The sequence below is a fragment of the Actinomyces stomatis genome (assembly GCF_031292835.1).
GTDB lineage: Bacteria > Actinomycetota > Actinomycetes > Actinomycetales > Actinomycetaceae > Actinomyces > Actinomyces stomatis.
Map to the genome: position 1 here is coordinate 38887 of NZ_JASPEP010000009.1, position 22888 is coordinate 61774.

General features: G+C 66.9%; 21 protein-coding genes and 1 pseudogene. 15 read left to right on the plus strand and 7 right to left on the minus strand.

Going from position 1 to position 22888, the window contains the following annotated elements; genetic code table 11:
* Positions 1-215: 215 nt before the first annotated feature.
* From RIV12_RS06925 to RIV12_RS06935, 3 genes are all read right to left on the minus strand, one after another.
* A complete protein-coding gene (locus RIV12_RS06925; RefSeq protein WP_309322939.1) occupies positions 216-2009 on the minus strand; it encodes an ATP-dependent nuclease in 1794 nt (597 codons plus the stop codon).
* 564 nt (positions 2010-2573) lie between these two features.
* Positions 2574-3659: a redox-regulated ATPase YchF gene (ychF, locus tag RIV12_RS06930; RefSeq protein WP_309322940.1), complete on the minus strand. Its 1086-nt coding sequence runs from the start codon at positions 3657-3659 to the stop codon at positions 2574-2576.
* An 81-nt stretch (positions 3660-3740) separates the two neighbouring features.
* Positions 3741-5333, minus strand: a complete 1593-nt coding sequence (locus RIV12_RS06935) for an alpha/beta hydrolase (protein WP_309322941.1) — start codon at positions 5331-5333, stop codon at positions 3741-3743.
* Between the two features lie 287 nt (positions 5334-5620).
* On the opposite strand from RIV12_RS06935, the gene RIV12_RS06940 reads away from it, so the two are divergent.
* The 10 genes from RIV12_RS06940 to RIV12_RS06985 all read left to right on the plus strand — a co-directional run bounded on the left by RIV12_RS06940 (position 5621) and on the right by RIV12_RS06985 (position 11460).
* Positions 5621-6886 carry a DNA recombination protein RmuC gene (locus tag RIV12_RS06940; RefSeq protein WP_309322942.1) on the plus strand — a complete coding sequence of 422 codons (1266 nt, stop codon included), beginning with the start codon at positions 5621-5623 and terminating at the stop codon, positions 6884-6886.
* 159 nt (positions 6887-7045) lie between these two features.
* Positions 7046-7303 carry a GlsB/YeaQ/YmgE family stress response membrane protein gene (locus RIV12_RS06945; RefSeq protein WP_075418372.1) on the plus strand — a complete coding sequence of 86 codons (258 nt, stop codon included), beginning with the start codon at positions 7046-7048 and terminating at the stop codon, positions 7301-7303.
* A gap of 288 nt (positions 7304-7591) precedes the next feature.
* The gene (locus RIV12_RS06950; RefSeq protein WP_075418371.1) at positions 7592-8068 is read left to right on the plus strand and encodes an Asp23/Gls24 family envelope stress response protein; all 477 of its coding nucleotides are present in this window, start codon (positions 7592-7594) and stop codon (positions 8066-8068) included.
* 32 nt (positions 8069-8100) lie between these two features.
* Positions 8101-8277, plus strand: a complete 177-nt coding sequence (locus tag RIV12_RS06955) for a hypothetical protein (protein ID WP_178388850.1) — start codon at positions 8101-8103, stop codon at positions 8275-8277.
* A gap of 2 nt (positions 8278-8279) precedes the next feature.
* Positions 8280-8696 carry a hypothetical protein gene (locus RIV12_RS06960; RefSeq protein WP_309322943.1) on the plus strand — a complete coding sequence of 139 codons (417 nt, stop codon included), beginning with the start codon at positions 8280-8282 and terminating at the stop codon, positions 8694-8696.
* Positions 8693-9241 (plus strand): DUF6286 domain-containing protein, encoded by a 549-nt coding sequence (locus RIV12_RS06965; protein ID WP_309322944.1) that lies wholly within the window; start codon positions 8693-8695, stop codon positions 9239-9241. Before RIV12_RS06960 ends, RIV12_RS06965 begins: the two co-directional genes overlap by 4 nt.
* A 13-nt stretch (positions 9242-9254) precedes the next feature.
* The gene (locus tag RIV12_RS06970) at positions 9255-9902 is read left to right on the plus strand and encodes a hypothetical protein (RefSeq protein ID WP_309322945.1); all 648 of its coding nucleotides are present in this window, start codon (positions 9255-9257) and stop codon (positions 9900-9902) included.
* Positions 9892-10554, plus strand: a complete 663-nt coding sequence (locus RIV12_RS06975) for an RNA polymerase sigma factor (RefSeq protein ID WP_309322946.1) — start codon at positions 9892-9894, stop codon at positions 10552-10554. Before RIV12_RS06970 ends, RIV12_RS06975 begins: the two co-directional genes overlap by 11 nt.
* Positions 10551-11099: an Asp23/Gls24 family envelope stress response protein gene (locus RIV12_RS06980; protein WP_309322947.1), complete on the plus strand. Its 549-nt coding sequence runs from the start codon at positions 10551-10553 to the stop codon at positions 11097-11099. The genes RIV12_RS06975 and RIV12_RS06980 overlap by 4 nt, the downstream gene beginning before the upstream one ends.
* On the plus strand, positions 11089-11460 hold the full coding sequence (locus RIV12_RS06985) for a transcriptional regulator (RefSeq protein WP_309322948.1): 372 nt from the start codon (positions 11089-11091) through the stop codon (positions 11458-11460). Before RIV12_RS06980 ends, RIV12_RS06985 begins: the two co-directional genes overlap by 11 nt.
* A gap of 489 nt (positions 11461-11949) precedes the next feature.
* Here RIV12_RS06985 and RIV12_RS06990 read toward each other — a convergent pair whose 3' ends face one another.
* The gene (locus RIV12_RS06990) at positions 11950-13563 is read right to left on the minus strand and encodes an amino acid permease (protein WP_143224104.1); all 1614 of its coding nucleotides are present in this window, start codon (positions 13561-13563) and stop codon (positions 11950-11952) included.
* A 114-nt stretch (positions 13564-13677) separates the two neighbouring features.
* Positions 13678-14727 carry a 4-hydroxy-3-methylbut-2-enyl diphosphate reductase gene (locus tag RIV12_RS06995; protein ID WP_309322963.1) on the minus strand — a complete coding sequence of 350 codons (1050 nt, stop codon included), beginning with the start codon at positions 14725-14727 and terminating at the stop codon, positions 13678-13680.
* Positions 14728-14789: 62 nt separating this feature from the next.
* Between RIV12_RS06995 and xseA the strand changes: the two genes are divergently transcribed.
* Complete coding sequence (gene xseA / locus RIV12_RS07000) at positions 14790-16151, plus strand: exodeoxyribonuclease VII large subunit (RefSeq protein ID WP_075418362.1); 1362 nt, start codon at positions 14790-14792, stop codon at positions 16149-16151.
* Between the two features lie 227 nt (positions 16152-16378).
* Positions 16379-17417, plus strand: a pseudogene (locus RIV12_RS07005) (IS481 family transposase).
* Here the strand turns inward: RIV12_RS07005 and RIV12_RS07010 are convergent.
* Positions 17362-18756: an MFS transporter gene (locus tag RIV12_RS07010; protein ID WP_309322949.1), complete on the minus strand. Its 1395-nt coding sequence runs from the start codon at positions 18754-18756 to the stop codon at positions 17362-17364. The pseudogene RIV12_RS07005 and the gene RIV12_RS07010 overlap by 56 nt on opposite strands.
* Before the next feature lie 112 nt (positions 18757-18868).
* On the opposite strand from RIV12_RS07010, the gene RIV12_RS07015 reads away from it, so the two are divergent.
* The 3 genes from RIV12_RS07015 (at position 18869) to RIV12_RS07025 (ending at position 21512) form a co-directional block, all read left to right on the plus strand.
* The gene (locus RIV12_RS07015; protein ID WP_309322950.1) at positions 18869-19606 is read left to right on the plus strand and encodes an ArsR/SmtB family transcription factor; all 738 of its coding nucleotides are present in this window, start codon (positions 18869-18871) and stop codon (positions 19604-19606) included.
* 104 nt (positions 19607-19710) lie between these two features.
* Complete coding sequence (locus RIV12_RS07020; protein ID WP_428978921.1) at positions 19711-20052, plus strand: exodeoxyribonuclease VII small subunit; 342 nt, start codon at positions 19711-19713, stop codon at positions 20050-20052.
* Between the two features lie 518 nt (positions 20053-20570).
* Positions 20571-21512 (plus strand): carbohydrate kinase family protein, encoded by a 942-nt coding sequence (locus tag RIV12_RS07025; RefSeq protein WP_075418360.1) that lies wholly within the window; start codon positions 20571-20573, stop codon positions 21510-21512.
* 167 nt (positions 21513-21679) lie between these two features.
* Here the strand turns inward: RIV12_RS07025 and RIV12_RS07030 are convergent, their stop codons facing one another.
* Positions 21680-22726 carry an AEC family transporter gene (locus tag RIV12_RS07030; protein ID WP_309322951.1) on the minus strand — a complete coding sequence of 349 codons (1047 nt, stop codon included), beginning with the start codon at positions 22724-22726 and terminating at the stop codon, positions 21680-21682.
* Positions 22727-22888: the final 162 nt, after the last annotated feature.

The following is a 22888-nucleotide window of genomic DNA, read 5'->3' on the forward strand; positions in this document are numbered from 1 at the left end:
ACCCGAGCCCCATCGAACACAATTGATTATCGGACATAACTTCACAATCCAAACCTCAAAGAGGTATCCATCAGGACGCTCATGACTGTCGCTGAAACGATTCACGAATCACTGAAAACATCAACACCAAAGACTTCCCCTGCGACCACCTACAACATTTATGTTCAGAACCACGCACAGCCTCATTTAAAACATAGATAGAGACATGTGCGCATTTAACTTAGTTCACTCAGGTCGTGCTCAATTTTCCGAAGGACGCGACATACCTCATCCGGAATTTCTTCACTCATGAAACTACGCGCAATGTCTTCATTTGAAAAGTTACCTTTGAATTGTCTCCTGAATTCCGACAAAAAATTTTTGGGGTCGATCAAAGATAAGCGCGCTTGAGGGTCAGGCCAAAGTGAGTTAAATCTTGCGTTAGAGCCAGCAATAAGGCTGCTTACCTCTTTGCCATCTGGATATCCTTTCTCTTTAGCGAGTATCCTAAAATTAGTCGCAGAAGAACTCAGCCAACTTCTAACTTCTTCCTGGTGTTCATCACAGTAAAGCGCCAAAAAATCCTCAAACTCATTTTCAGAGATTGCAGCCAGTCGACAAAGCACTGAAGGACAAATAAGGTAACTCTCAATATCTCGTCGTTCCCAGATATGCCAATCGAGGCGTTTTGGGTCCCTCACAAATCGGGACATAAGTTCATTGTTTTCTTCCGAGGAGCGCCCATCCCCATCTAATAATATGAAACACTTTACATTCCCCCCAAGTTCGTTCATTATTGTACTAAAATGAGAAACTCTCTCACGATTTTCAATCCCATTCAATGCCAAAATCGAGAACCCTACGGTCTGGCTCAGATTCCTTAATTTTAGAGTTCGCGCTAACGGTATAATGAGGTCTCGGTCCTTTCCTTCTACAAATAGAATATATGGTAATCGAAGAGCACGATTGAGGCCTAACTGGAAACTACTTCCAAGAGCTGATATAACCTCTGACAAGTTATCAGACCCTTTGGTTCTCTGAGATCTGGACTCCATTCTGTTAACCCAAATCACGTCGCTGTGAGATGCTGAGGATATGAATTCGGCATTATGTGTCGCAACGATAGCCTGAGCCTCAAACTCATACTGAATCAACTGCGAAAGGCGCACCAGAAGATCGGGGTGCAGAAACACATCAGGCTCATCTAAAAGAAGAACTTCTTTATCTCTGTTTCGCCAGATATGAAATAAAACTTGTATCCATATTTGAATTCCATCTCCAGCCCACCGAAGTTCCCGAGGATAGCGAGCATTAGACTCGTCATAAAAAACGTTAAGATACGCCTTATTGTTCGAGTAGGTTAACTGTTCTTTTCGTAGGTTTTGAATTTCAGGCGTGTGAGCCGTCAAGTACTCCGCAAACTCGGTAAACTCTACATCGCTAAGAGAACTTAATGCATTTCTGAAATAGCGAGACGATACTTTAGAATTAATTCGTGGTTTCCATGTGGATTTTTCTCTAGTCGCTTCATTGTTATCAAGAGGAGTTAGGGTTGGAATTGCGCCAACGATCGGAAACCGTTCTTTCATAACTTCAAAAGTAGACTTCGACGTTCTCGTCCCGTCGGCGACTTTAAAGAACACGAAAGGATACTGCTCCTTAGAGAAAGGAGGCCACAGAATCGTAATTTGATCATTATGATTGTTGTATATGCTAATTATTGCAGGTTGCTCGTCGTTAAAATTATGATATAAGTTGTCAACGGTAATAGCGGCGTCCTGTAGCGCCTTTTTCGTTACTTTCCAACCGCGCCCCTTATATTCGTCCTCTACTATTACAGTCGTAGGTTTGGAGCGTCGCAAAGTCGGGAGGATGGCCGAGAAGAGTCGCAGTGCTGTTATTGCTGTGGATTTTCCAGCGTTATTGGTTCCAGTCAAGATGTTCATCCCGAAGTGGAAGCGTAGTTCATAGCTCTCAAACCCTTTAAAGTTCTTAAGGATCACTCGCTTGATGTATGGGGTATTACTCATGTTTTCTAGAACCCTTTTTACCTATTATTTCATTCGACGATGCCACCACTTTTTATATCCACTAAGAAGCGCCTCTCAATCATACTAGAATTGCATCCATTAATATTGTTGAGTTTAAAGCAAATTTGGAGATCTACTCGTCAGTTAGTAATTACTGATAACTGAGCAGTGATATAGACGGTGAAAACTATTCACAGGGATTACCCTGGTTCTTGTAAACGGGAGTGGAATAGCGGCAGCAGATTGTTAGTGATGGGAGTAAACGCAACGTACATAAATGCTGCGGAGATGGGCACCGCGCAAGAATAATAAGATTCCGAGGGTGTTCACTGCTCACGCCGGCAGGGGAACAAGTCTTGTCCACTAGATTGGCACCACGTCGCTCACGCACCACAAGAAAATAGCAGGACCAACCGCTCACCCTGTGATTCACCTCCATACCTAACGGCATTCTTTTGGGGTGGGTTACGACGGCATGATCTGCATATCTGCGCAGATCAACATTACATTAGTTGCGGTGTTGACCTGGACATTGAGGTCAGCTTAATCTAAATCTCTACATATTCATATGTTAAACCTAAACTCCACCACGTCCCCATCGCTCATCACGTAGTCTTTTCCTTCCATGCGCACTCGGCCGTGAGCGCGGGCTTCGGCAACGCTGCCGTACTGGACTAAATCATCATAACTCACGATCTCGGCCTTAATAAAGCCCCGTTCAAAATCAGTATGGATGACGCCCGCCGCCTGGGGCGCCGTCGCGCCCTTGCGGATCGTCCACGCGCGGGACTCCTTCTCCCCCGCCGTCAGGTACGTCTGCAGCCCCAGGGTGTCGAAGCCGACCCGGGCCAGCTTGTCCAGGCCGGACTCCTCCTGCCCGTTCTCGTGCAGCATCTCCGCCGCCTCCTCGGGCTCCAGCTCGACCAGCTCGGCCTCGAACTGGGCATCCAGGAAGATCGCCTCCGCCGGCGCCACCAGCTCACGCAGCTCGGCCTGGCGGGCCTCGTCGCTCATCCCGGCATCGTCCATGTTGAACACGTAGATGAAGGGCTTGGTGGTCATGAGCTGGAAGGTCTTGAGCACCTCCGCGTCGATGCCGGCGGCCTCCGCCCCGGCGGACAGCAGCGTCCCCTCCTCCAGGACTTTGAGGGCCGCCTGCGCCGTCTCCAGCACCACGGGCTCCGTCTTCTTGCCCCGCACCTCCTTCTCCAGGCGCGGGATCGCCGTCTCCAGGGTCTGCATGTCCGCCAGCACCAGCTCGGTGCTGATCGTCTCGATATCCCCGGCCGGCTCCACCTTGCCGTCCACGTGGACCACGTCCGGGTCCTCGAAGGCGCGCGTCACCATGCAGATGGCGTCCGCCTCGCGGATGTTGGCCAGGAACTGGTTGCCCAGCCCCTCTCCCTCGCTGGCACCGCGCACGATCCCGGCGATATCCACGAAGGAGACCGTCGCCGGGACCACCCTCGCGGAGTGGAACAGCTCGGCTAGCTTGTCCAGGCGCGCATCCGGCAGGGGCACAACCCCCACGTTCGGCTCAATGGTTGCGAACGGGTAGTTGGCGGCCAGGACGGTCGCGCGGGTCAGAGCATTGAACAGGGTGGACTTGCCGACGTTGGGCAGTCCGACGATTCCGATGGTAAGTGCCACGCAGGAGAGTTTAGACGGCCCCTCCGACACCGTGCGCCCCGAAGGCGTCCCCCGGCCGGGTCACGCCGTCGGGAGCCCCGCTCACTTCCCGGCGTTCTCGCTCACCCGGACCGAGGCCCGCAGATCACGCCACGAGGTGTAGAAGCCGCCACTGGCATTGGCCCCGATCCCCGCCGTCACCGCGACCAGGCCCGCCGCCACCATGATGACCACGACGCGCCCCAGGATCGCACCGGACAGCCGCGCCACTGACGGCTTGGCGCCGTCGCGCCCTCGGCCCCAGCGGGGCGACCAGAACATGACGACTCCGAGCGCCCCCAGCGAGGCGACCACAGCCACGATGATCGTGCCCAGACCGTTGATCTCGAAGGGCTTGGCGCGCACCGGCGAGACGGAGCCCACCACGCGCTGATCCTTGGGCGTCTCCGACAGGGGCTTCACGCCGGCAGCCGTGGCCTTGGCCCACACATCGCCCTGAGGCGCCGGAACACCGGCCGCCTTAAACACCGCCGGGTCCGAGCCCCACCACGTCAGCAGCGACGGGAAGTAGCCGTTCCACAGGACCCAGGAGTGCCCGCCGGAGGCCGGGGTATCAACCGTCAACGAATCCGGCTTGCGCACCGCGTCGTCCATGAGCCAGGCGGCCCGGGCCGCACCGGAGGAGTCGTCCTGTGCCCCCAGGACGTAGAAGCGCATGCCGTCGGGCTTGCGCGCACCCAGCATGGTGGACAGACCGTTCTGCGCCTGGAGCTTCTTACCGCTGTGCGCCAGCGAGCCCTCACCGGGAAGGTCGTAGGAGGACATGACCCCCACCGCGCCGAAGCGCTGCGGGACGTCATAGGCGGTCCGGGCCGCGCAGTAGGCGCCCGCCGAGATCCCCATGATCATCCAGCCGTCCCGCTGGTTGGTGACGTTGGGGAAGGTCGCCTGGATCATGCGGGGAATCTCCTCCGCGGTCCAGGTCCCCACAGCCGGGCGGCCGGCGATGTTGACGCAGTCGGGCTGGCCGCCATCCACGTTGAGCGAGGGGAACACCAGGATCGACGGCGGGATGCGGCCGGCGTCGATCGCCTCCTGGAGCCGCTGGGGTGAGGCAATGCCCGTCACCAGGGACTGCGGGTCGCCGACCCAGCCGTGAAGACCCACGAGGACGTTGTAGGTGCGGCCATCGTCAGGCCGGTAGCCCGCCGGCAGGACGACACGCACCGGCAGGGTGATGCCGCTGACCGGACCGGTCCAGGTGGCCTCCTGCGAGCCGTCACCGACGTCGTGGAAGGATGCCTTCCAGGCCGAGGCCGGGGCGGCGTCGTAGGCGGAGTCCTTCGGCAGGGGCGCGATGCGCGAAGTGACCTGGGTGCGAGGGGCAACGGCTGTCACGACGTCGCCCAGGGTGCGCACGTAGTGCATGGGCCGGTTGACGACCAGGCCCCCGAGCGCGATGACGAGCACCACCGGCACACTCACCATGGCGGTGCGCGCCGTGTAGCGGCCGACGGCGCGCAGCACCGTGCGCAGCGCGGGGCGGGCGGAGCCGTCCACAGTGCTGCCGCGCGTGGTGGCGGGAACAGTTCGCGGCAGGAGGACCGCGGCGACAATGGTGGTCAGAACGGCGAGGACCAGCACGACCACGATCGTTCGGAGGCTGGTCAGCTGGATGCTGCGCAAGAGGCTCACGTCCGATAAGCATGGCACCACCTGCGCGAATTCCCATACTCCTGGGGAAGTAGAAGGACAGTGCTCTTGGTCTCCTCGCACCCTCCGCGTGGAGGGGCGGGCAGGACGCAGGACTGTTGACCCAGCTCCGAACGGCCGGTTGACGCACGCCTGAGAGAAACATGCCCGACGACGCCGGAGCGGACCGATCCTGCGGGCCGAGTCCGGGGCGGCGACCTGCGGGCGCGTGACGCCGTGGTGCTTAAGGGCGCGGAATAGATGTCACACCATGAGGGCACCATCGGTTCATGAGCTCCTCAGCGGTCCTTCTTCCCATCCTGCTGCTCCTCGTCGGCCTGGCGATCGGGGTGGTCGTCGGCTACCTCGGCGCGCTCGCCCGGCGCACCACCGCGCACCAGTCGGAGGGTGAGCAGATGGCGGAGCTGCGGGCGCAGGCCGCCCAGTGGCAGGCCCGGGCCGAGGAACTGTCCTCACGCACCCAGGTGGCCGAGGAGCGCGCCGAGCGGGACGGCTCCGTGCTGCGGGCACTCGCGCCCGTGCGCAGCCAGCTGGAGCAGGTCGGGGCCCGGGTGGAGTCCTTGGAGAAGCAGCGGGCGGAGCAGCACGCGGCCCTGGCCGAGCAACTGCGGGCCACCGCCATGCGCGAGCAGGACCTGGCCCGCTCCACGGCCTCCCTGGAGGGGGCGCTGCGCTCACGCTCGGCGCGCGGCATGTGGGGTGAGGTCGAACTGGCCCGGGTCCTGGAGGCCTCCGGGATGATGCGGCACGTGGACTTCTCCGAACAGCGCACCATAGGGGCGCTCGTCCAGCGGCGCGGCGGCCTGGCGGGCCCAGCGGGCTCGGCCACCGGTGAGGAGGGGGCTGCCGGCCGTTCCCGGCCCGACGTCGTCGTCCACCTGCCCGGGGACGGCTACCTCGCCGTGGATGCCAAGGCGCCCATGGACTCCTACCTGGCGGCCACCGCCGTCCGGGGTGCGGGCCCCGAGGACGAGGAGCGGCGCAGGGAGCTCCTGGACGCTCATGCCAGGGCGCTGCGCGGGCACGTCGACCAGCTCGCCGCGCGCCGCTATGACCGGGCACTGGGAGACTCCCCCGAGCTCGTGGTCCTCTTCGTCCCGGCGGAGGCAGTGCTCTCGGCCGCCCTGGAGGCGGACCCAGCGCTCCTGGAGCACGCGCTGGGGCGGGGCGTCGCCCTGGCCTCCCCCGTGTCGCTGCTGACCCTGCTGCGCACCTGCGCCACGGCCTGGGCCCGCACCGCCGTCAACGATGACGCCCGCGAGCTCCTGGAGCTCGGCCGTACCCTCTACGAGCGGCTGGGGACTGTCGCCGGCCACCTCGACGCGCTGGGCGGGGCACTGCGGCGCAGCGTCACGGCCTACAACAAGGCGGTCGGCTCCATGGAGAACCGTCTCCTGGTGACCGCCCGATCCCTGGAGACCTTGGGGGAGCAGGTGAGCTCCCCTACGCCCATCAGCGCCGACGCCGCCCAGGTGCGCACCTTCACCGCACCCGAGCTCACCGCCGACAGGCAGACCGGCCTCACCGAGATGTAACGCATGCCACGTTCCCGCCCCGTGATGACTGACGCTTCCATGGCGTCTATCAGGGAGCGTTGTCTCCTGTCTCATGACTGGCTGACACGCTGCCAGAACATTTCAACGTCCGGTTGGAGAACATCTCCGCCTCATCGGACCTTCTCGGAGGAAGACACCATGCTGTCATTCATCGGAATGATCTTCGCCGGCGCCGTGCTCGGCGCCCTCGCCCGACTCGTCATGCGCGGCGAGCAGAACATCTCGATCCTGTGGACCATCGTGCTGGGCGCTGTGGGCGCACTTGTTGGAGGCGCAGTCGCCAGCCTCTTCGGCGTCGCTGACACCAACGGGATCGACTGGATCCGCTGGGCACTGTCCCTCATCGCCGCCATCGTCGCGATCTCCGCCTACCTGGCCATCACCGGCCGCAAGTAGCCGCCCAGCGCCCTGAAGCGGGTTCCGTGGAGGCACACACCGCCTCCACGGAACCCGTTTCACCTTTTTGTGACGCAAGCCATGGAGTGGGGCCGTGAGGATTCCCCGGCCGGCGGCGTCCTTCTTTCAGCGCGGCAATCATGACGGGCAGCAAAACAGTCAGTCACATCGGCCGGCCACATGAGCCGGCCACGGCATCCACCGAGACGCCTTGACGGACCAGCTGCTGGGCCGCGCACTACGACATCCCGTCGCCATCCATCTCACGGATTAAAGAAAGAGACTCCAATGAGCAACAACGCCATCCCTCAGACCGGCCAGCAGCGCGAGCGCAACGAGCAGGCCGAGGAGGACAAGACCCCCCGCGGTCCCCTCCAGACCTCGCACGGCGTGACCACCATCGACGAGAACGTCGTCGCCAAGATCGCCGGCATGGCCGCTCGTGAGGTTCCCGGCGTCTACGACATGGGCAACGCCGTGCGCCGCGCCTTCAGCGCGGTGACCGACCGCATCCCCAACGCCCAGACCAACGTCGCCGGCGGCATCAGCGTCCAGAAGGGCGAGACCCAGGCCGCCATCGAGGTCACCGTGGTGGTCGAGTACGGCGTCTCCATCGTCGAGGTCTCCGACGCCATCCGCCGCAACATCATCGAGCAGATCGAGGGCACCACCGGCCTGGAGGTCGTCGAGGTCAACATCAACGTCACCGACGTCCACCTGCCCGACGACGACTCCGACAACTCCGAGGCCGCCGACCTCAAGTGACCCGTCCCAACGCCTTGATCTGAGGAGCTCTCATGAAGACAACGTACCTGGCCCTCCTGGTGGGCCTGTTCCTTGGAACCATCCTCGCCTTCGGCTCCTTCGCCGACTTCGTCCTGGTGGCCCTGTGCGGCCTGGCCGGATTGGCGGTGGGCCTCTACCTGGAGGGCCGGGTCGATGTCCAAAGCATCCTGGATCGGCGAAGGAAGTGACAATGGCGACCGCGACCCAGCCCGCAATCACGCAGCCGGGACCCACCCGGGACGAGGAACCCTCCTGGGAGCAGCGCGGCACCACCACCATTCCGGCCCGAGTCGTCGCCCAGATCGCCGCCCAGGCCGCCTATGAGACCGGCAATGTCGGCTCCAACGCCGGAGGACTCCTGGGAATCGGCGCCCGCCGCAACTTCGCCTCCCGGCCCGAGGCCCAGTGCGAGCTCTACGGGCGGGTCGCCGTCCTCCACCTGGACCTCGGCCTGGTCTTTCCCGCACCACTGTCCTCCACCATCGAGGACCTGCGCGCACACGTGCGCAGCCGCGTCGAGCGCCTCACCGGGCTGAGCGTCGGCAAGATCACCATTGAGATCTCCTGGCTCAATCCGAGCAGCCACGTCAGGAAGAGCCTGAAATGAGAACACCCGTCCCGAAACTCATTCGTCGCCCGTCCCGCAGCGCACCCAGCGTCGGCCTGGCACTGCTGCTGCTCGCGGCCGGGGGCCTGGGGGCCTGGCTGACAGGGCACCGGATCGTCACCGGCACCTGGCCGGACCGGACCGTCACCACGATCGGCGCCATCGGATCCGCCACTCTCGGATCCGCTCCAGTGCTCGCAGTCGCCGGGATCGCCGCCGCCTGCGGCATGGCCTTGATCCTCGCGGCCCTGTGGCCGGGGCTCCCCGAGCGCGTCGAGATCCTCCCCGACGACGTCCCCGGCCAGACCGCGGTGAGGCGCCGCGACCTCGCCAACCTGGTGAGGACCCAGGTCGAGCAGATCGGCGGCGTCCACTCCGTCACCGTCACCACCCGTCGCTCACGGGTCGACGTCGTCGTCCTCAGCGTCCTGGACGACCTCGACCCGGTGCATGAAGCCGCCCGCAAGAAGGCCGAAGAGGCCCTGCAGACGCTCCAGCCCGTGGGCGTCACACGCAGCCGCGTGCGAATCAGGCGCACGAGCTGAAGGAGATACAACCATGCGTTCAGTTTCTGGTGTCCTCAACAGGACGGTCCTGGCCGGCTGCGGACTTCTCATCGCGGCGGCGTCATCCTGGCTCCTGACCTCCGGCCTGGGTGCCGGTCGGTCCTGGCCCGACGCCGCCCCGTACCTGGCCACAGCGCAGGACCGAGTGGACGGCCTCATCGCAGCCCAGGCGCACTGGCTCCTGCCGACGGCCGCGCTGGTGTCAGTGCTCGCCGTCATCGCCGGCCTGGCCCTGCTCGCCATGCAGGTCCCCCGCAAGGCGGCCGCCTCTCCCCTGAGGCTCAGCGACTCCGAGGGCGTCCTGCTGGCCACCGTCGCCCCCGACGTCCTGTCTCAGGCCCTGTCCGAGCGGGCTCAGGACGTCCCCGGGGTGGAGCGGTGCACCGTGTGGGTCACCGGTTCCCCGAGCAGTCTGTGGGTCCAGGCGGACACCACCGTGTCCCAGGACTGCGAGGTCGAGTGGGCCGTGGCCGAGCTCAGGCGCCGACTCGAGGACGACGTGACCACGTCCCTGGGCACGAGCCCCAGGCAGGTCGACGTCCTGGTGCGCCTGGAGCGCTCCTCGAGCTCGCGCAACGTCTCGCAGACCGTCACAGGGCAGCACTCGCCCGCGATCACCGGGAATGGCGATGACGCATGAGATACAGGACGAGGCAGTGCCGGCACCTCGCCCGCGTCCACACCAAGCCGCACAACCAAGTACCTCTACCTCGTCCGCCACGCCCCATGACAAGGACCGCTACCTGGTCCTGCGCGCCCAGGACGGGGACATCAACGCCTTCGAACAGCTCGTCGAGCGCTATCAGGGGCGCCTGTTCCGCACCGCCTACATGATCGTGCGGAACCGTCACGACAGTGAGGACATCGTCCAGGAGACCCTCATCCAGGCCTGGCGCAGTCTTCACCTGGTCAGGGAGCCTGCCGCCTTTCGGGGCTGGCTCATGCGGATCTGCACCAACAAGGCCACCAGCATGACGCGCAAGCGTCAGCGCCGGGCCACCGACCCCTACGACGCCGAGAGCCTCGAGACCGCGAGCGCCACGGCGGAGACGACGTCGAGCAGCACCGCTGATCCGGCCGAGTCCAGCGAGGTCAACGCCCAGATCGAGGCGCTGGCCGATCTGCTGGCCTCCGTGCGGCCCGAGCTGCGCATCGTCTGGGTGCTCCGAGAGGTCGACGACATGTCCTACGAGGAGATCGCCCAGGCCCTGAACCTCACCGAGTCCACCGTCCGCGGGAGGCTGGCACGCGCCCGATCTCTCGTCATGCGCCAGATGAAGGAGTGGGCATGAGCACCGTCAACCAGCTCTCACACAGCGTCCGACGCTCGACGGCGTCGGCCAGGTCGTTCGTCCGGTCCCATGAGCAGGACGACGAGGACACGCGGGAGTACCTGCGTCTGATCGCCTCCCTGCATGAGGAGTGGGACCAGTTGGAGTCTCAGGCGAGCGCCTCGGTGATGCCGCAGCGCCACCTGATGGACGCCATCATCGCCGAGACCCGTCACGGCGCCCAGGTGGAGATGCCCGCGACCGATCTGGGCCCCTACAGCATGTCCGAGTTCTCGCTGCGGGCACTGATCCGACGCACCGTGGACCGTGTGCCCGGCGCGCGCGCCCTGCGGTCCTCATTCGAGCACGCTCCCTCCGGTGAGGACCACCGCGGCCTGGGGGTCCCGAAGACCATCTTCTGCCGGATCTCCGCCCACGTCAGCGTGGGCAGCCTGCCGCAGCTCGCCCAGCGGGTCCGCGACGCCGTTAGAGCAGCCTGCCGTGAGAACCTAGGGGTGTCCCCGACCGTCAACGTCCACATCGAGGATCTCCACGATGACGACTAGCCTCTCAGCGGCCGAGCTGGCCCACCTGGTCACTGCTGTCCCCGGCGTACGAGGAATCGAGCCGGGGATAGGCAGCACGTTGAGGGCGATCGGCAGCCACATGCGGCAGCAGGATCCTCAGCAGGCCCGCTTCGGAGTGGTCGTCGAGGCGGGATCGCGCAGGGCCGTCATCGAGATCGGTATCGACGGCTCCAGGCCCGTGAAGGACATCGTGCACGACGTCCAGGAGACCATCATCCGCTCCCTGTCGGAGGAGGCCGACCGTGACGACGCCTCCGAGACACGGGAGGACTCCGGCTCGTCCGGCCTCGGGGACCGGAACGCACCCCAGGTCACGGTGCGGGTCCAGTCCCTGCTATAGGGCCCCTCCTTGTTGTCTCATGACTTCTGAGACTTTCGGATGTCATGGCGTCTCAGACACCGGCGCAGCGGGCCAGAGCAGGACCGCCCACCCGGCCCCAGCGCCAAGGTCCCGCGGCGTCGACCCCACCGGCAGCCCAGTGTCCACAGCGCTGACATCAACGATCCCGCCGTCGAAGCGCTGCGCAAGGATCGTTGGAATTCCGCGGTTCCTCCTTGGCGAGCGGCACCGGTGCAGTCTTGATGTCAGCGCCATGGACACCTGCGAGCAACCAGGCCTCTTCCCTCAGCCCACCGTCGCCTCCAGGAGAACCACCACCCCGAGCGAGTGTCTCAAGACAGCTATTGGCACCAGCAGCTCCACCTCGTGCAGGTTCCAGCACGAGTCGACGTCGGGGCACCGGTCAGATGATCGGTGCCCCGACGTCGGTCATAGGGGTTCAGGGCGTGAGCCCAGCAGACGCACGGCTCAGCGGGGGTCAAGCGGGGCTCAGCGGGGCTCGCGGACGACGGCGCCGGAGACGTCGGCGTCCTCAAGACGCACCATGCGCGATCCGGTCACCAGGCGGTGCCCCAGCCAGATCGCCCCGAAGACCGGCAGGCCGATGTAGGAGGAGAGCACCTCCAGCAGCTGTCCCTTGAAGACCGCCTCGTAGTTCTGCCCCAGGATCACCAGGGCGCACAGTGTGAAGGCCAGGACCGGCCCCAGCGGGAACCAGGGCGCCTGGTAGGGCAGGTCGGCCGGGTCGTTGCCCTGGAGCACGTAGGCGCGCCGGAAACGGAAGTGGCACGCGGCGATCCCCAGCCACACGATGAACCCGCACAGGGCGGAGACGTTGACCAACCACGCGTAGGCGGTGTTCTGCCCCACCACGGCGGTGAGGAAGCCGGCCGCCCCCACCAGCGCCGTCGCCCCCAGGGCCCGCACCGGGACCCCGTGGCGGTTGACGTAGGAGAACCAGGCCGGCGCCTGCCCCTGCAGGGCCATCGAGTGCAGCATGCGGGTCGAGGCGTACAGGCCCGAGTTGCCGGCGCTGAGCACCGCGGTGAGGATGACGGCGTTCATGAGGGCCGCCGCGATCCCGATCCCCGCCCGCTCGAAGACCAGGGTGAAGGGCGAGTAGGCCACGTCCTCGGTCTCGGTGTGCAGCAGCCGGCTGTCGTTGAAGGCGATGAGGAAGCCGATGACCGTGATCGCCCCGATGTAGAAGATCATGATCCGCCAGAACACCGTGTGGATCGCCTTGGGCACGTCCCGGCGCGGATTGCGGGCCTCACCGGCCGCCACCCCCACCAGCTCGGTACCCTGGAAGGAGAACCCGGCCACCATGAACACCGACACGATCGCCAGCATCCCGCCATGGAAGGGCGCATCGTCGACCACCCAGTTGCTGAAGCCCGGGGACTTCCCGCCGATGATGCCGACGATCATCGCCAAACCCGCCACCAGGAAGACGACGACCGTCACCACCTTGATGGCCGACAGCCAGAACTCCCCCTCCCCGAAGGCGCGGGCCGACAGGGCGTTAAGCGTCGTCAACAACGCCAGGAACAGCGCCGCCCAGATCCACGAGGGCACCCCCGGCAGCCAGTAGCCCATGACGATTCCGGCGGCCACCAGCTCGGCCGCCACCGTAATCGCCCAGTTGAACCAGTAGTTCCAGCCCATGGCGAAGCCGAAGGAAGGACTGACGAACCGGGTGGCGTAGGTCTGGAAGGAGCCGGCCACCGGCATGTGCGCCGTCATCTCACCCAGGGACTGCATGAGCAGCAGCACCATGAGGCCGATCGCCGCGTAGGCCACCAGGGCGCCGCCCGGGCCGGCAGTGGAGACCGTCGCCCCCGAGGCCACGAACAGTCCCGTGCCGATGGCGCCGCCAATGGCGATCATCTGCATGTGCCTGCTGGTCAGGCTCCGATGCAGCCCGCCATCCTCCTCCAGAGTCTCATTGGAGACCTGGCCGGAAGCGTCGGAGACCACCTCGCCGACAGGGTCTGCCGAGGTCACAGGGTCAGCACTGTCGGCGCCACCGCTACCGGACCGCCCGCCCGCCCCGGCGGAAGGAGGGCCACTGGGGGCCGACTCGTCATGGGAGTGTGTCACCCAACCGAGGGTAATCGTCGAGCATGCAACCCGGCGTTCACGTTCGGCCTGTCTCACGCACCCCGGCGTGTGTTGACGCTCACTGTCTGCCGCACGGCCGGGGGAGGTGCAGTCTCAGCAGGTGTGATCGGCGGCCGGCTCGCGGCGCGTGTGGGAGGAGGAGGCGCCCCGGGCCGCCATGAGGTCGGCGCGCAGGTTCTTGGGCAGGGAGAAGGAGATCTTCTCCGTGGTGGTGCGCACCTCCTCGACGTCGTCGAACCCGAGCTCGGCCAGGCGCTCAACCACCTCGTGCACCAGGATCTCCGGCACCGAGGCGCCCGAGGTCAGGCCGACCGTCTCAACGCCGTCGAACCAGGACGGGTCGATCTCACTGGCGAAGTCCACCCGGTGGGCGGCGCCCGCACCGGCCTCGAGGGCCACCTCCTTGAGGCGCACCGAGTTCGAGGAGTTGCCGGAGCCGACCACGATCATGAGGTCCACCTTCGGGGCGATCTGCTTGACCGCGGCCTGACGGTTCTGGGTGGCGTAGCAGATGTCCTCACCGGGCGGGTCGATCATCTCCGGGAAGCGCTCGCGCAGCAGCCGCACCGTCTCCAGGGTCTCGTCGACGCTCAGGGTGGTCTGGCTGATCCACACGACCTTGGAGGGGTCGCGCACCTCGACCTGGTCCACCTCGTGGGGGCCGTTGACGACCTGGATGTGGTCGGGGGCCTCGCCCTGAGTACCCTCGACCTCCTCGTGGCCGGTGTGGCCCACGAGGATGATGTCGTAGTCCTTGTCCGCGAAACGTACCGCCTGCTTGTGCACCTTGGTCACCAGCGGGCAGGTCGCGTCGATCGTGTCCAGCTGGCGCTCGGCGGCCTCGGCGTGGACGGCCGGGGAGACGCCGTGGGCGGAGAAGACGACGCGGGCACCCACCGGCACCTCGTCGGTCTCGGAGACGAAGATGGCGCCGCGCTTCGAGAGGGCCTCCACGACGTACTTGTTGTGGACGATCTCCTTGCGCACGTAGATCGGCGCCCCGTAGTGGGCCAGGGCCTGCTCGACGGCGTCGACGGCGCGGTCCACGCCGGCGCAGTAGCCGCGCGGGGCGGCCATGAGGATCCGCTTGCCGCCCTTGGGAGAGGGGGAAGCGGCGTCGGTGTGCTCACTGGCGAGCTCGATGGTCGTCACGGTCACCACTGTGCCACAGCAGGACCCAGGTCCCCAGTGGTGGACGTGGCACAGTGGTGCATGTGACAGGCCAGAGCCCCTCCCAGCCCAGCCCGCAGCCCTCCCCCGGCGCCGGCCCGATGTCCGGCCCCGACGCGGACGGCGGCCCCCGGGAGCTGGCGCCGCGAGCGAACCTCACCACCGCGGAGAACCCGTGGCCGCTGCGGCTGCTGTCCTCCAAGATCGACCAGTACGTCGCCCGCATGAGCCAGGTGTGGGTGGAGGGGCAGGTCATCCAGCTCAACCGCCGCCCCGGCGCCGGCATGGCCTTCCTCACCCTGCGGGACACGGACGCCGACGTCTCCATGTCGGTGTCCATCTACGCCAAGGTCCTCGACGCCGTCCTGGCGCGCACCGGCGCCGAGCTGAGCGAGGGCGCCCGCGTGGTGGTCCGCGCCAAGCCCACCTTCTGGACCAAGCGGGGCTCTCTCCAGCTGCAGGCCGACGACATCCGGCCCGTCGGCGTCGGCGACCTGCTGGCCCGCATCGAGCAGCTGCGCCGTATCCTGGCCGCCGAGGGCCTGTTCGACGCCGAGCGCAAGCGGCCCCTGCCCTTCCTGCCGCGCAAGGTGGGCCTCGTGTGCGGCCGCCAGGCCAAGGCCAAGGACGACGTGATGGTCAACGCCCGCCTGCGCTGGCCCGGCCTGCCCTTCGAGGTGCGGGAGGTCGCCGTCCAGGGGGCGCGCGCCGTCGGCGAGGTCACCCGGGCCATCCAGGAGCTCGACGCCGATGCGCAGATCGACGTCATCGTCGTGGCCCGCGGGGGCGGCGCCGTCGAGGACCTGCTGCCCTTCTCCGACGAGGGGCTCGTGCGCGCCGCGGCCGCCTGCCGCACGCCGCTGGTCTCCGCGATCGGCCACGAGACCGACTGTCCTCTGCTGGACCTGGTGGCCGACTACCGGGCCTCCACCCCCACGGACGCCGCCCGTCGGATCGTCCCGGACCTCACCCAGGAGACCGTGGGCCTGGACTCGGCCCGCGAGCGCCTGCGCAGCGTGCTCGCCTCACGGCTGGACGCCGAGCAGGCGGCCCTGGACCAGCTGCGGGCCCGGCCGGTCATGGCCGACCCCACCTCGATCGTGCGTGACCGGGTCATCGAGCTGGGCCAGGCCCGCGACAGGATGCGCCGAGCCGTGGGGCACCGGCTGTCGCTGGCGGCCGCGGACCTGCGCGCCGACCACGCCCGCCTGACGGCCCTGTCACCGCAGGGCGTCCTGGATCGCGGCTACACGATCCTACGCACCCCCGGCGGCAAGGTCATCACCAGCGCCGAGGACGTCAAGAAGGGCGATCTCATCGAGGGCGTCCTGGCTCAGGGGCGGCTCGTCGCCCAGGTCGTCGGCGCCACCAAGCCCCGGCCCGCCAACATCGACTGAGCAGCGACTGGGCACCGGCAACGCCTCTGGGAGCGCGCCCGCTCGTGGCCTCGCAGGACCTCGCCAAGCCCCCAGGACGCACCGTAGACCCTGCGGACGGCACCCCAGGGGTCAGTCGTCGAGACCTAGGTGTACTTCCTTGGGAGGTTGTGGACAGGGCTGAGGTTGTGTGAAGGCCTCCGGCAGGATGTGGGTTGACACACTCGCATCACTGACCGGAGGCCCTCATGACCCACGCTAACGCACCGCTGACCCCTGAGGGGCGCCGTCGTCTTGCCCGTCTGGTGGTGGAAGAAGGCTGGCCCGTGCGCCGGGCGGCCGAACGCTTCCAGGTCTCGCCGGCCACTGCCAGCCGGTGGGTGGGCCGGTACCGGGCCGGCCAGCCCATGGAGGACCGCTCCTGCCGTCCCCACCACAGCCCAGGGCGGCTGGCAAGGCGCACTGAGCGGCGCATCATCGCCTTGAGGCTCAACCGCCGGTGGGGACCCCACCGCATCGCCTACCACCTGGGCCAGGATGTGCTCCACCGTGGGGCGCATCCTGACCCGCTACAACATGCCCCGCCTGACCGAGGTGGACCAGGCCACCGGGCTGGCGGTGCGCCGCCCGGCGCCGGTGCGCTATGAGAAGACCAGTCCCGGGGAGCTGGTCCACCTCGACATCAAGAAGCTCGGCCGCATCCCCGACGGCGGGGGCTGGCGCGCTCACGGACGGGGCTCAGCTCCCGCCCTGGCCGCGGACCGCGCCAAGACCCGCACCCGCCGTCGGGGCGGTCCGGTCGGAGGCTATCGGTACATCCGCCACGCGATAGACGACTACTCCCGTGTGGTCTACTCCGAGATCCTCGATGATGAGCGCAAGCAGACCGCTGCCAGGTTCTTTCAGCGCGCCAACGCGTTCTTTAAGGACCTGGGCATCACCCTCCAGGCCGTCATGACCGATAACGGGGCCTGCTACCGCTCACGAGCCTTCAACCAGGTCCTGTCCGCAGCCGGCGTCAAGCACCGCTACACCCGCCCCTACCGGCCCCAGACCAACGGCAAGGTCGAGCGCTTCAACCGCACTCTGACCCATGAGTGGGCCTACGCCCACACCTACACCAGCCAGACCCAGCGCGAGGCCGCCTACCAGACCTGGCTCCACCACTACAACCACCACCGACCCCACACCGCCCTGGGCGGCCAAACCCCCGCCAACCGCGTTCACAACCTCACAGGGAAGTACACCAGGGCGCGTCCTCGCGCTCCGGGCGACTGGCCGCCCTGAGGATGACGACGGCGACGGGGATTGCGGCCACTGCGAAGACGGCCGACGCCCCGACGACTGCCCAGTGAAAGCCGGTCAGGAAGTCGCCTGAAGCGATCAGGCTGCCAAGAACGGCCACACCAACGACACTGCCGGTCTGCCGGGCCGCGTTGACGACACTTCCGGCGACTCCGGTGTACCCAGCCGATGCGGAGGCGACGGCGGCCGAGGTTGCGGCGGGCATGGTCAGTGCCGTGCCGAAACCACCCAGGAAGGTCAGGGCCGCCACCAGCAGGTACGGCGTCGAGGCCGTGGCGACAGCGAGCCCCGCGAACCCGACCGCACCGGTGAGCAGCCCGGTCAGCATGGTCGGAAACGCCCCGATCCTTGCGGTCATCCTGCCTCCCATCGGGGAGGCGACGACAGCACTGCACGCCTGCGGCGCCAGGGCCAGGCCGGCGAGCCACGGCTCGTAGCCCAGGTAGCGCTGGAGGAACAGAGCCAGCACGAATAGCTGGCCGAAGAATCCAGTATTGAGCGCGAATCCAACCGCGGCGGCCAGGGCGAAACGCGGTCGGGAGAAGACCGCCGTCGGCAGCATCGGCCTGCTGGCGGTCCGTTCAACCAGGACGAAGGCCGCCAACAGGCTCAGTCCGGCGAGGGTCGAGGCGACAACGGGCGGACTCCACCCGTGCTCGCCTGCGGCGATGATCCCGTAGGTGGTGGCTGCGAGCCCTGCGACGGAGAGGACCTGCCCGGGCAGATCGCCGCCTTCACGTCGTCGCGCTAGAGACGTCATCGGCTCAGGCAGGCATCGGGCAGTGAGCCACAAGGCGGCTGCGACGAGGGGAAGGTTCACCCAGAACACGAACCTCCAGCCGGTGAAGGTCACGAGCAGTCCCCCGGCCACCGGACCGACGGCCGCGGCGATACCACCGGCTCCTCCCCACAGGCCGATGGCTCGGGCCCTATCGGCAGGGCGATCATGAATGAGGGAGAGCATTGCCAGGGAGGCAGGGACGATCGCGGCGGCGCCGACGCCCTGCAACGCGCGGAAGGCGATGAGCGCGCCACCGGCAGGGGCCAGGGCACAGGCCGCTGAGAGCAGACCGAAGACCACCAGGCCGAGCAGGTGGACGCTTCTTGCGCCCATCCGGTCACAGGCCGCCCCTGCCGACAGCTGCAGGGCCGCGAAGGTGAGGGCGTAGGCGTCAACGACCCACTGCAGGGATGTGACCGGGGCGCCCAGGTCCCCACCGATCCGCGCCAGCGCCACGTTGACGACCGTCGTGTCAAGCATGACGATGAAGAATCCGAGCAGCGCCGCGAAGAGGGCGCCACGTCGTCGGTATCCGTTCATGAGTGGTCTCCTTGCGCCTCTGGCCCAGCCTGCGGCTTGATGCCGGCCACCGGCAGGCTAGAGCCGCAATCATTCGGCGCAGACCGAACCGGCGCGGGCGCATACTGGCCGCATGTCACAGCTTCCCGATCGTCTCTTCCCCGAGGCGGTTCCCGACGTCGCCGGAACGGCTGCGGCACTGGCCGACCCGTCGCGGGCCGCCATGTGTGCTGCGCTCATGGACGGCCGCGCCTGGACGGTGGGCGAGCTCGGCTCATACGCCGGGGTCGCGCGGTCGACGGCCAGCGAGCATGTCGACGTGCTGGCGGCGCGCGGCCTCGCCACGAGGGTCCGGCAGGGGCGGCACTGCTACATCACGCTCTCAGGGCCCGAGACGGCTCGGGTCATCGAGGCCCTCGGGGTGATGGCGGCATCAGTGCTGCCCACAGCGCGCAGTCTCAACGCGTGGACGGCGAACAGGCGGCTGCTGGCAGCCCGTACCTGCTACCGCCACCTGGCGGGACGGCTCGGCGTGAGTCTGGTCGAGCAGCTCCAGGAGCACGGTCACCTGGATCCCTCGTGGGGACTGACCGATTCCGGCAAGGACCTCCTGGCTACCTGGGGGATGGAGAAGCCGCTTCATACCCGTGGGGAGGCGTGCATGGACTCCACTGAGCGGCGGTTCCACCTCGGCGGTCCGCTGGGGACCGCACTGACGCGGGTGCTGTTCGATCGCGCCTGGATCGCGCGCATCGGGCGGACCCGGGCAGTGAAGCTCACTGAGGCCGGCCGCGAGGCACTGACGCAGGCAGGTTTGGAGGGAGTGCTGACGCTCCTCAACGAAACGACCTCCAACGACGCAGCAGGATAGAAGTGCGGGCCTGACGCGTCGGTCTGGGCACTTTCGCGCCGAGGACATCACCTGGCCCGCCTTGTCCGCTCTGCCCGCGTGCCGGCCCGTGCGAGAATCGGGGCGTGAGCTCCGAGATGAACCCCGGCCCATACTCCGACCAGTACCCAGACGAGTACTCACCCCAGAACAGCCCCTACTCGGCATCCTCAGGATCTTCGGGGTCTTCAGCGTCGTCGGCCCCCTCCGCAGGCGGTGCCAATGAGGACGTGGCCTCGCTCAGCTATGAGCGGGCCCGCGAGGAGCTGGTGGCCGTCGTGCAGCGCCTCGAAGCGGGATCCGTCCCCCTGGAGGACTCCCTGGCCCTGTGGGAGCGCGGCGAGGCCCTGGCCCAGCGCTGTCAGACCTGGCTCGACGAGGCCCGCTCCCGCCTGGCCGCGGTCGCGCAGGAGGACTCCGCGGACTGACAGGGCATGACCCGCCCGGATCGGCGGCTCCAGGCCGCGCTCATGCCCACCTGCGCGGCGAATCGACCGGGGCTCCATCTGGCAGCGGTGCACTGATCGAGCGCCACCGGCATCCTGAGCACGAGCCCGAAAGGAGCCGTGGATGTCCAAATCGGTGACAAAGGCTCGGCCCGCTCTCATCCTGACGAAATACAACCGCATGATTCCAAGGTTTTCGTTCATACGGCCTGCGCGCCGGAAAGCCTTTGTCACCAATTTGGACATTTCTGGGCGAGACGGGCCCTGAGGGCGGCGCCTGATCGGTAGTCTGTGGGCACTCGCCCTCCGTCCCCGCGCACCGACTAGCGCGTCGGCCATTCACGGGCAGTGTCGTGCTGCCACGTTCCTCATCCGCCCGAGTCTCCTCACCGACCCGCTCCGCTTCTCCCCGCCCGCCACTCCGGTCAGTCCTCCGTCCCTCCCACGTCTCATCTCAGCTCACCGCCACTGGACCCCGGTCCCGCACGAAGGAGTCACCCATGACCGCACCCGGCCGCTCAGGATCCGCCCTCGTCATCGGCGAGGCCCTGGTTGACGTCGTCATCCACCCCGGGCAGGAGCCCGTGGACATCCCCGGCGGTTCGCCCGCCAACGTCGCCCTGGGGCTGGCGCGCCTGGGCCGTGACGCCGAGCTGCACTGCTGGATCGGCACCGATGAGCGCGGTCAGGCCGTGCGCTCCCACCTGGAGGCCTCCGGGGTCCGTCTGGCTCCGGGTGCCGACGGCGCGGCGCGCACCTCCACGGCACAGGCCACCATCGGTGAGGACCGCGCCGCCACCTACGTCTTCGACCTGGACTGGAACCCGCCGCGCCCGGCCCTGACTGACGGGCAGGCTCCACTGCTGGTGCACACCGGCTCGATCGCAGCGATCCTGGCTCCCGGTGCCGCCACCGTGGAGCAGGTGCTGCGCGAGACCCGCACCACCTCCACCATCGCCTACGACCCCAACGCCCGACCCCAGCTCATGGGTGAGCCCGAGGACGCCCGCCAGGTCGTCGAGCGCCTGGTGGGCCTGTCCGACCTGGTCAAGTGCTCGGACGAGGACATCACCTGGCTCTACGGCCAGGACGCGGATCTGGAGACGGTGCTGTGCTCCTGGCTGGAGAAGGGCGCGGCCATCGTGGTCGTCACGCGCGGCAAGAAGGGGGCCCTGGCCCTGTCCGCCTCCGGAGTGCGTCTGGAGGTGCCCGCCGACCCGAGCGTCGTGGTGGCGGACACGGTGGGCGCCGGCGACTCCTTCATGGGAGGCCTGGAGGACGCCCTGTGGAGCGAGGACCTCGTGGGCGCGGACCGGCGCGAGGCGCTGCGCGCGGTGGATGCCGAGACCCTGGAGCGGATCGTGCGCCACGCCGCGGCCATCGCCGACATCACGGTCTCGCGGGCCGGGGCCAACCCTCCCACGCGCGACGAGCTGCCCTGAGACGCTTCGACGGCGATGACAGGCCCCGGCGTGATGAGTTCGTAGGTTAGCCCTCGCGTTCGTACCCTTACCCCTCGAACAGGCGGCATAAGGCACGACCCTGTCAGGGCGGAGGCAGGGGCCGCGCTGACGACGCAGCCGGGCAGTACGACCGCGTCAGGACGGGCTCAGCGCAGGATCGCGGCGGCCAGCAGGATCACGGGGACGAATCCCGCAGTCGTCAGCAGGACGGCGTCGCGGGCCAGGTCCTTGGCCGCCCCGTAGCGCGAGGCGTACATGAAGACGTTCTGCGCCGTGGGCAGGGCGGCGGTGACGACCGGGACGAGCAGCTGCGCTCCGCGGAGTCCCGCCGCCAGTCCGATGACGACGGCCAGCCCCGGCATGACGGCGAGCTTCCAGCCCACGGCCAGCCACAGGCCACTGCGCCGGACCGCACCGCGATGAGACGTCGACGCCGCTGCCTGGGACTCCTGATCCTGCCGGGCTGACTGGACCGACCGGACCGGTGAGCCCTGCGGGGACGGGGCGGGCTCCTCCGGCGCGGGCTTCCGCAGGGGCCGGGGTGCCCCGGCCAGGCTCATGCCCAGGGCCAGCATCATGAGCGGCACCGCGACGCGCCCGAGCATCTCCAGGCCCTGAGACGGGTAGCCGTCGGCCCACTCCTTCAGGTTCAGCCCGCCCAGGTTCGCCGCGGTCCCGGCCACGACGCCCCACAACAGCGGGTTGCGCAGCGGGAGGGTCAAGGTCGCCAGGCGAGACGGGTTGCCGCGGCGGGTGACGGCGTCGAGCACGGTGAAGGTGACAGGGGTGAGCACGAGGAGCTGGAGCAGGAGGATCGGGGCGATGGTGGCCGCGTCCCCCAGGACGAGGACGGCCACCGGGATCCCCAGGTTCGCGGCGTTGACGTAGCCGGAGGCGAGCGCACCGATGGTGGCCTCGGCGGTGGGGCGGCGCAGCACGAGGCGGTGGAGGCACCAGGCCGAGATAATGGCCCCGAGCTCGGCGGCCACGGCCACGGCGGTGGCCCGGGAGAGAACCGCCGTCAGGTCGGCGCGGCTCAGCGTGGTCACAAGCAGGGCCGGGGTGGCGGCGAAGAAGCAGACGCGGGTGAGGACCCCGTCGGCGTCGGCCGGCACGGCCCGGCTGCGCACCAGCAACCATCCGACAGCGATGACCACGCCGAAGACGGCCAGTCCCGCCACCACATCGGCCATGGCTTCCCCCTCTCATCGGCCGCTTCGACGGCGATGATAGGCCCCGGCACGACGAGTTCGTAGGCCAGCCCCCGCGTTCGCCCCCTCACCCCTCAACGGGCAACACAAGGTACGACCGCGTCAGGGCGGCGACGGGGCCGGAGCCGGGAGTACGACCGGTGC